This window comes from Kitasatospora arboriphila (assembly GCF_039528095.1).
Classification (GTDB): domain Bacteria; phylum Actinomycetota; class Actinomycetes; order Streptomycetales; family Streptomycetaceae; genus Kitasatospora; species Kitasatospora arboriphila.
Genome location: NZ_BAAALD010000168.1, coordinates 1 through 8702, shown reverse-complemented (window position 1 = coordinate 8702; position 8702 = coordinate 1). Strand labels below are relative to the sequence as shown.

At 73.1% G+C, this 8702-nt stretch carries 9 protein-coding genes; 3 read left to right on the top strand and 6 right to left on the bottom strand.

Features of this window, described 5'->3' with window-relative positions; translation table 11 throughout:
* Nucleotides 1–205 precede the first annotated feature (205 nt).
* From ABD353_RS38575 to ABD353_RS38565, 3 genes are all read right to left on the bottom strand, one after another.
* On the bottom strand, nucleotides 206–994 hold the full coding sequence (locus tag ABD353_RS38575; protein ID WP_344628401.1) for a DUF3710 domain-containing protein: 789 nt from the start codon (nucleotides 992–994) through the stop codon (nucleotides 206–208).
* 80 nt (nucleotides 995–1074) lie between these two features.
* Complete coding sequence (dut, locus tag ABD353_RS38570) at nucleotides 1075–1542, bottom strand: dUTP diphosphatase (protein WP_425555341.1); 468 nt, start codon at nucleotides 1540–1542, stop codon at nucleotides 1075–1077.
* On the bottom strand, nucleotides 1539–2129 hold the full coding sequence (locus ABD353_RS38565) for a PaaI family thioesterase (RefSeq protein WP_344628403.1): 591 nt from the start codon (nucleotides 2127–2129) through the stop codon (nucleotides 1539–1541). Before ABD353_RS38565 ends, dut begins: the two co-directional genes overlap by 4 nt.
* A gap of 132 nt (nucleotides 2130–2261) precedes the next feature.
* On the opposite strand from ABD353_RS38565, the gene ABD353_RS38560 reads away from it, so the two are divergent.
* On the top strand, nucleotides 2262–2711 hold the full coding sequence (locus ABD353_RS38560) for a DUF3093 domain-containing protein (RefSeq protein WP_344628400.1): 450 nt from the start codon (nucleotides 2262–2264) through the stop codon (nucleotides 2709–2711).
* 242 nt (nucleotides 2712–2953) lie between these two features.
* Here the strand turns inward: ABD353_RS38560 and ABD353_RS38555 are convergent, their stop codons facing one another.
* The 3 genes from ABD353_RS38555 to ABD353_RS38545 form a co-directional block, all read right to left on the bottom strand.
* Complete coding sequence (locus tag ABD353_RS38555; RefSeq protein ID WP_030277357.1) at nucleotides 2954–3253, bottom strand: DUF4193 domain-containing protein; 300 nt, start codon at nucleotides 3251–3253, stop codon at nucleotides 2954–2956.
* Between the two features lie 482 nt (nucleotides 3254–3735).
* Nucleotides 3736–4722: an acyl-ACP desaturase gene (locus ABD353_RS38550; RefSeq protein ID WP_344628399.1), complete on the bottom strand. Its 987-nt coding sequence runs from the start codon at nucleotides 4720–4722 to the stop codon at nucleotides 3736–3738.
* A 415-nt stretch (nucleotides 4723–5137) separates the two neighbouring features.
* Nucleotides 5138–6280, bottom strand: coding sequence for a sensor histidine kinase (locus ABD353_RS38545; protein ID WP_425555340.1), 1143 nt, complete (start codon nucleotides 6278–6280; stop codon nucleotides 5138–5140).
* A 330-nt stretch (nucleotides 6281–6610) separates the two neighbouring features.
* Here ABD353_RS38545 and ABD353_RS38540 point away from each other — a divergent pair, with 330 nt between their 5' ends.
* Entirely contained in the window at nucleotides 6611–7048 is a 438-nt protein-coding gene (locus tag ABD353_RS38540) for a CBS domain-containing protein (RefSeq protein ID WP_344628398.1), read from the top strand.
* Nucleotides 7049–7807: 759 nt separating this feature from the next.
* Nucleotides 7808–8239, top strand: a complete 432-nt coding sequence (locus ABD353_RS38535) for an ATP-binding protein (RefSeq protein ID WP_344628397.1) — start codon at nucleotides 7808–7810, stop codon at nucleotides 8237–8239.
* Nucleotides 8240–8702 lie beyond the last annotated feature (463 nt).

Below are 8702 nucleotides of genomic sequence, written 5' to 3'. Positions count from 1 at the left end.
GCCTTCCAGCGGACCCTCCGGGCGTTTCGCTCTTTCGTGTTTCCAGCTTATCAGAGGATTTCCCGTCCGTTTCACCGGGCGTTTTCCTTCGACTCGCTTTTTCGTCGCCCCTCTCGGCGCGACTCCGGAACTGTACGGGGCCCGGGGCCCCACAAGCAAATCGCCTCCGCCCGGTGTCGAACCGGGCGGAGGCGAGGTGCTCGGCTCAGCGGACCTCGGTGATCTCCGGGCCGCGTGCGAACGGGTCCAGCGAAGCGCTGTAGCGCTGTTCGCCGCCCTCGGTGGGGGCACCGTCGGCCACCATCTGCGCGTCCTCGGGGAGCTTCAGCACGATCGGGTCGCGCGGCGCCATCGGCGCCTCGCCCCGGACCACGACGGTCTGGCGGAAGACCTCTTCCAGGATGCCGGCCATCTCGGGCTGGACGGCGGCCTGGCCGGAGATCACGCCGCGCAGGAACCAGCGCGGACCGTCGCAGCCGACGAACCGCACCAGCTGGGCGCCGTGGGTGCCGTCGGGCAGCTGGACGGGGACCTGGGCGCGCAGGTGCCAGCCGAGCGTGCCCTCCTCCTCCTCGATCAGGCCGCCCTGCTGGGTGATGCCGTTGGCGATCTCCTCGCGGACCTCGCCCCAGATGCCCTCCGACTTGGGGGCCGCGAAGGCCTGCAGCTGGATCGCACTGTTGCCGAGGACGAGGGTCGCGGCGACGATCGCGTCACCGGCGACCTCGACGCGCAGCTCCATGCCCTCGACCCCGGGGACCAGCAGACCCCCGAGGTCCACTCGCCCCTCCTCGGGCTGCTCGAGCTCGGAGATGTCCCACGGCCCGTCCGGGCGCGGTGCCGGCGGCAGGCCGACCCGGTCGGCGGGGTCCAGCTCGGTGTCGTTCTCGCTCTCGGCGGAACCTTCGACGTCATCGGCCGTCTCGTCGGCGCTGGTGGCGTCCTCGGCGAGCTGCTCGACAGCGTCCTCGCTCTTGTGGCGACGACGGAACACGGTCACTGTCCTTCCCGGTCCAAGACCGAATCCAAGACCGAAGCGAATACCTGCTCGGCTACTGCGAGACCGCGGGCATGCTAGACCGCGGCGTGGCCGCCGGTCGACCCGAACCCGCCTTCGGCTCGCGCCGACCCTGGCAGCTCGGCCACCTCGTGGAAACGCGCCCTCTCCACCTGCTGGATGACCAGCTGGGCGATGCGGTCCCCTCGACGGAAGCTGACGGCCTCGCGCGGGTCCAGGTTGACGACGATCACCTTGATCTCACCACGGTACCCGGCATCGACCGTCCCCGGGGCGTTCACAAGGGCAACTCCGCAACGAGCTGCGAGGCCCGAACGCGGGTGCACGAACGCCGCGTAACCGTCCGGCAGCGCAATGGCGACGCCGGTGGGGAGGACGGCCCGCTCGCCGGGGGCCAGTTCGGCGTCGACGGTGGTGCGCAGGTCGGCTCCGGCGTCGCCGGGGTGCTCGTAGCCGGGCATCGGGAGATCGGCGTCGATCCGCCTGATCAGGACGTCCACCGGCGGACGGGCGGTGCTGGTCACGGGTTCACCTCGAAGGCTCTGGCGCGCTTGAACAGGTCCGGGTCGTCCAAGGCCTTCTTGATGTCCTCGGGACGACCGTGCGTGGTGAAGTGTTCCAGCTTCACCTGGATGAAGAGCGCCTGCGCCCGGATGGCGACCGGTCCGTCGGGGCCGCCGATGCGGCCCTCGGCCGCGCTGTAGACCTTGCGGCCGTGCACGCCCGTCACCCAGGCGTGGATGTGCAGCTCGCTGTCGACCGGCACCGGACGGACGAAGTCGGTCTCCAGCCGGCCGGTCACGGCGGGGGCGTGCAGCAGCCAGTTGAGGGTGCCGAGCGTCTCGTCCATCGCGGTGGTGAGCAGACCGCCGTGGGCGAGGCCGGGTCCGCCCTGGTGCACCGCGCGGACGGTGAACCTCGCGTCGACGGTGAGGCCCTCCCCGGCCACCGCGGTCAGCTGCAGCCCGTCGGGGCGCTGCGGGCCGCAGCCGAAGCAGAGGTCGTAGTGGGGCTCGATCGGCGTGCCGGGGGCCGGCGCGCCGGGCGCACGGGGCGGCAGCACGGCGTCGGCGGGCGGCGTGGTCGGCGGCGGGGCGGCGGGGCGGGGCAGCGGCGCGGGGGCGCCCTGCGGCGCGGCGGCGGGGGCGGTGGAACCGGTCACGGTCGCGATGCTACCCGCCAGTAGCAAACGGCGGGAGGGGCGTGGGCGGAAGCGGCCGTGCGGGCGCCCACAATAGGGGGCATGTACGACGAACGCCTCACCGTCCCGCGGTCCTGGTGGCTGCTCCCGCTCGTGACGGGCCTGTCCCTCGGCCTGGTCCTGCTGCGCTTCAGCGGCCTCGGCGCCCTGATCGGCCTGGTGGTCGGCATCGCCGCCGGCGCGGCCGCGCTCAGCTCCTACGGCTCGGCCCGGATCCGGGTGGTCCAGGGCTCGCTGGTGGCCGGGCAGGCCCGGATCCCGGTGGACGCGCTCGGCACGGCCGAGGTGCTCAACCCGGCGGAGGCGGTCGCCTGGCGCGGTGTGAAGGCGGACCCGCGGGCCTTCATGCTGCTGCGCAGCTACGTGCCGACGGCGCTGCGGGTGGAGGTCACCGACCCGTCCGACCCGACGCCGTACCTGTACCTGTCCACCCGCTCGCCGCAGAAGCTGGCGGACGCGCTGCAGGGTGCCCGCCGGGCCGCCCAGCGCTGAGCCGCGGGGGAAGGCCGCCGGGCCCGGGCGGACGTGCCGCGGACGGGCCCGGAAACGGAGGAGGGACGGCTCCGCGGGTGGCGGACCGTCCCATTGCTCCTGTGGTCGCAGGCGCCCGGCCTGCGGGTACGGCCCCCGTACGGGGCCCGCGTCTGCTGCCTCCGGCCTTGCTGCCCAGGGCCGGCGGGGTGGCCTTCCGGGCCGACGGTGAGGCGTCGGGCCCGGGCCATTCCGCACCGTGCTCAGGCGCCGCAGTCCCGGCAGATCGGCTGACCGTTCTTCTCGCTGTAGAGCTGGCTGCGGTGGTGCACCAGGAAGCAGCTCATGCAGGTGAACTCGTCGGCCTGGCGCGGCAGCACCCGGACCGACAGCTCCTCGTTCGAGAGGTCGGCGCCGGGGAGCTCCAGACCCTCCGCCGCGTCGAACTCGTCGATGTCGACCGAACCGGTCGTCTTCTCGTTCCGCCGCGCCTTCAGTTCCTCGATGCTGTCCTCGTTGAGGTCGTCATCGGTCTTGCGTGGGGTGTCGTAGTCCGTAGCCATGTTTTCGCTCTCCCCCTTTGGGTGTGTGCGGTATCTCCAGCGCACGTAACGCATGGGGGGCCGGTCTTGTGCCCGACCCGAGGCGGAGATTTTGCCTTACTTCAAGCCCCGTTACTCAATCGACACCCGGTTTCGGACCCGTTGGGGTGACCGAACGGGGTTCGAACACCACCGCGGGTGGTCGGCCCGGTCGGGCCGGGACGGGGCCCGGACGACTACCTTGGGTAGCGGCGCCCCTGCCGTTCCTTCACCAATTGACCCTGGCCACAGCACATTTGGCGACAGATCGACATTTTCGGGACCTCTCCGACCGGTCACCCAGCGCCACGGCGCCCGACCGGAGGTCGAGCGCCGTGCGGCGCGGCGCGGGTGCATCGAATGGCCCGATGTGAACTTGGTCACATCTCACACCTTTCCGGAGAATCCCGGACATTCCCGGTGCGGCCGGACGGCCCCGCGGACGCCCTCGCGGAACGGCCGGATCAGGCCTTCGCGGCGGCCGCGGCGGCCCGGCGGGCGAGCAGCGCGGCCTGGCGCTCGTCGAACTTGGTGGCCTGGGCGTCCAGGCCGTCCAGGAAGGCGCCGAGCTGCTCCTGGGCCTGCTGGCCGGAGCCGCCGAGCCCGGTGGTCTCCAGGACCTTCAGGTGGCGCAGCACGGGCTGCAGCACGTCGTCGTGGTGGATGCGCAGGTTGTAGACGCCGCCGATGGCGATCTGGGCGGCGGAGCGCTCGAAGCCGGGCATGCCGTGGCCGGGCATCCGGAAGTTGGTGACGACCTCGGTGATGGCGTTCATCGCCTCGTCCGGGGCGATCTCCATGGCCGCCTTCAGCAGGTTCCGGTAGAAGACCATGTGCAGGTTCTCGTCGTTGGCGATCTTCGCCAGCAGCTGGTCGCACAGCGGGTCGCCGGAGTGGTGGCCGGTGTTGCGGTGCGCGATGCGGGTCGCGAGCTCCTGGAAGGCCACGTAGGCCACCGAGTGCAGCATGCTGTGCGCGTTGTCGGACTCGAAGCCCTCCGACATGTGCGCCATGCGGGCCCGCTCCAGCTCGACCGGGTCCACGGCGCGGGTGGCCAGCAGGTAGTCGCGGATGGCTATGCCGTGCCGGCCCTCCTCGGCCGTCCAGCGGTGCACCCAGGTGCCCCAGGCGCCCTCGCGGCCGAACATGGTCGCGATCTCGTGGTGGTAGCTCGGGAGGTTGTCCTCGGTGAGCAGGTTGACCACCAGCGAGATCCGCGCCAGCGGGGTCACCTTGGACTGCGCGGGCGCCCACGCCTCCCCGCCGAGCACGCCGTCGAAGTCCCGCCCCTGGCTCCACGGCACGTACTCGTGGGGCATCCACTCCTTGGCGACCTTGAGGTGCCGGTTCAGCTCGCCCTCGACGACCTCTTCGAGGGCCAGGATCAGCTTGGCGTCGGTCCAGGCGGTCGACGCGGGCGGTGCGGTGCGCTGGACGGGTGCGATGGTCACGGCTGGTGCTCCTGTGTGCGGCGTCCGGCGCGTCGGGCGGGGTGGGGCCGACGGCGGCGGCGCGGACGGTGACGGAACGGGGACGGGGACGGGGGCGGGTGGCACGAGCGCGGAGGCGGACGCGGCGGCCGTCCGGGTCGGCCCACTTACGGATGCGTAGGTTACGACACCGTAAGTTGTTTCGGCCGCAAAAGACAAGCCGCCCCCTGCCAGCGCTTATGTCGTCTTGACACGGCCGGAGGGGGCGGCGGGGGCGGTCGGCGATCGGTCGCGCACGGAGCGGCGCGGCCGGGTGCGGCGGCGTCGGCGCCGCACCGGCCCCCCCCCCCGCCCCGGAGGGGTCCGGGACGGCGGCGGAAGGGGTCGGGAAGGGGCCTGGCGGGGCCCTGAACGGACTCGGCGGGCCGGGTGTGCGTCAGGGCCCGGGGATGCGCACCCGGATCGTCAGGCCGCCGCCGGGGCGCGGCGTGGCCTCGATGGTGCCGCCGTGCGCGCGGACCACCGAACGGACGATGGACAGGCCGAGGCCGACGCCCTTGTCGCTGCGGGTCCGGTCGGCGCCCTTGACCCGGCGGAACGGCTCGAAGATGTGCTCCATCTCGTAGCCGGGCACCACCGGGCCGGTGTTGGAGACGACCAGCTCGCCGACGCCGCCCGGGGCGGGCGTGGTGGACATCTCCACCCAGCCGTCCGGGGTGTTGTAGCGCACCGCGTTCTGCAGCAGGTTGAGCGCGATCCGCTCCAGCAGCACGCCGTTGCCGGAGACCGTCACCGGGTGGAGCTCGGAGCGGAGCTCGACCTCGCGGGTCGCCGCCTCGGGCCTCAGCTGCTCCAGGGCCCGCAGGGCGACCTCGGAGAGCTCGACCGGGCGCCGGTCGGTGATCTCGTTGTCGCTGCGGGCGAGCAGCAGCAGGCCCTCGACGAGCTGCTCGCTGCGCTCGTTGGTGGCGAGCAGGGTCTTGCCGAGCTGCTGCACCTCGGGCGAGGCCTCCGGGTCGGCGAGCTGGACCTCCAGCAGCGTCCGGTTGATCGCCAGCGGGGTGCGCAACTCGTGCGAGGCGTTGGCGACGAAACGGCGTTGCGAGTCGAAGGAGCGGTCGAGCCGGTCGAGCATGTCGTCGAAGGTGTCGGCGAGCTCCTTCAGCTCGTCGTCGGGCCCGTCGAGCTGGATGCGGCGGTGCAGGTCGGAGCCGGCGACCTCGCGGGCGGTGCGGGTGATCCGGCCGAGCGGGCGCAGCACCCGGCCGGCCATCGCGTAGCCGGCCGCGAAGGCGATCACGGCGAGGCAGATCAGGGCGGTGAGGGCCTTGCGCAGCAGGGTGTTGAGCGACCGCTCGGCCTCGATGTCCTGGTAGTGGTTGAGCCAGCGGGTCAGCTCCGCCTGGCTGTTGATGACCTCGCCGTCGGGGGTGGTGAGGGAGACGCCGGGGCCCAGCCGCAGGGTGGGCAGGGTGGCGCTCTGCATGGCCTCGCGGACGAAGTAGTACATGAGCAGCAGCAGGACGACGCCGGCCATCAGGAACATCCCGCCGTAGAGCAGGGTGAGCCTGATCCGCACGGTGGGGCGCAGCGACAGCCAGGCGAACAGTCCGTCGCCGGGGTGGTACTGCGTGGCGGGCCGCCCGGCGGCGGCCGCGCCGATCGGGGTGCGGGCCGGGTGCTGCTGGACCGGGCCCGGGCCGCCGGCGGGGGGGGGGGGGGGCCACCCCGGCCCGCTGACACCGCCGCCCCGGGTTGCGGAGCGCCTCGGGTGCGCGCCGCAGCCGGGGCGACACCGGCCTCCCGCCACGACCGCACACCGGATCCCCCGGCCGCCCGCAGCGAACTCCGTGAGCACCACCGCCAAAGACGACCCCGGCGCCGCCCGGAGAGACCGAGGAGTCCGCCCATGACCGGCACCCCCGAAAGCCCCGCGACCCCCACCGTCGGCGATCTCATGAGCCCCCCGGCGCTGCAGATCGGCGACGACGTCACGGTCGACACCGCGCTGGACATCCTGCAGAGCTCCGGCGCCGACCACCTCCTGGTCCACGACGAGGACGGCCGCTGCACAGGGCTGCTGACCCGCCTGCACCTGGCACCCTTCCAGGCCCGGTCCTGGTACACCGAGCGCACCCCGGTACGCGACGTCCCGCTCGACCGGGCGCCCTTCGCCACCGCCGACATGCCCGCGGCCACCGCGGCTGCCACCATGCGCTCCCGCGAGCTGGACATGTGGCCGGTGGTGGACCACGACGGCCACACCGTCGGCCTGCTCACCCTGCCGGACGGTCTCCGCCACGCCTGGGTCCACGGGCACGGCACGGGTCGTCCTGCTACGGCGTAACAGCGCTCGACGCCGCCCGCCCGGCCCGCGCTTTCGCCGCCGGGCACAGGACATCACCTCGCTCGGATCCGTGGTGGGCCTCGTCGGCAGGGGGCGGCCCGTGCGGGCAGCGTCGGTCCCGTGAGCCTCTTCCCGGTCGACCGGTCGACCGTCGGACCGGAATCGCCGCCGGGCGGTGGCGTCCGGGGCATGGACACCTGCGTCGAGATCACGGCACCGGGCCACGGACTGCCGGATCAGCAGGCCCTCTGCGGGCGTGGAGCCGTGAGGCGGTCGCCGGCGCTCGACCCCACCAGGGATCCACCGGCTCCCGACCCGGTGCCGCTGGCGCTCTGTGTCCCAGGACCGCACAGCAAGCGCCGGGCAAGGCGTTCGGCGGAATCCCACAGCTGCTGGCGGCCGGTTTGAACGGGGTGGCGTTGATGATTTCGGGTGGGCCGAACGCTCTGCTGCGGGCACGGTCCACGGCCGCGGACCGGGCGGTGCCGATGGTCCTGATCGCACCGGGCGCCGGGGCGCACCAGGGTTGCGGAGATCACCGGTGCCAGGGACCTGTCCCGGTCTGCGCCACGACCGAGGACACCGCCCGGCACGGGCAGGATGCGGCCGCATCCGGCGCGTAGACGGGGCCGGGCCGGGCAGACGCCTGATTCGGAGAAAACCTCGCCACGACCGGAAGCCGTCATGTGCCCCTCTCCCCACCCCGTCGTATCCGACCGGCGTCGACTGGACTTCCTTCCCGGCGGAGAGGCGGACTGCGTGAGCGAGGGCCTGGACTTCACCCGCACCGCCCTCGCCGACTGGCACCTGACGACCGCCGCCGGCCAGGCGGCCGCCGACGCCGCCCTCGTCGCCGCCGAACTCCTCGCCAACGCCGCCGACCACGCCGGCCGGCCCCTGGCCCTCCAACTCCAACGGTCGCCGGTACGGCTACGGATCGCCGTCACCGACCCCAGCCCGACCCCGCCGCGACTGGTGGAACCGCACCAGCCGCAGACGCCGCACGGGCACGGCCTGGTCGTCGTCGACCGGATCACCGCCGACTGGGGTTGCACCCCCGACGGTGACGGCAAGACCGTCTGGGCCGACCTCCCCCTGCCTGGCCCGGATCCCGGTCCCACCGCCGCACCGGATCCTCAACGAGCACGTCAAGCCGCCTTGGCGGACCCCGACCCGCACCTCGACACCTGACCTGTCCGGCGCACCTCGATCGGTCACCCGCGGACACCAGCCGGCGTGCAGTCCGAACCCGCCGGCCACGGCCCGCGCCCAAGACGCCACCGTCACACCCGTGGCCGGACGCCGAAACCCACGGCGCGCGCACGAACAGGGGCCCCGCCGGCGGCTACCGGCGCCCTGTTCTCCCGGCCTCGCCACGACGCCGACCCCGTGCACCATCGCCCGCCAGCGCACCCGACCGAGCGCACCAGGATCCTCGCCGAGCCCCTCGCAGTCGCGCGCAGCAGGCCGCCCGTCGGCACCCTGGCGGACATGCAGGAGACACGCCCTGCAGGACGGCTCCACCCGGACAGGGACCCACCCGTTCCCCTCGGCAGCCCGCGGTCCGACGGCTGCGCAGCTCGCCTTCCCCGGCGCTGGCCGTCGCCCGAATTCATGTCTGACAAAACCGGCATTCGGGTTCATACTTGTTTTG

Excerpts from the sequence above, each read along its gene's own strand:
- ABD353_RS38560 (WP_344628400.1), top strand. The coding sequence starts at position 2,262 with ATGTACGACGAACGCCTCACCGTCCCGCGGTCCTGGTGGCTGCTCCCG.
- ABD353_RS38555 (WP_030277357.1), bottom strand. The coding sequence starts at position 3,253 with ATGGCTACGGACTACGACACCCCACGCAAGACCGATGACGACCTCAAC.
- ABD353_RS38540 (WP_344628398.1), top strand. The coding sequence starts at position 6,611 with ATGACCGGCACCCCCGAAAGCCCCGCGACCCCCACCGTCGGCGATCTC.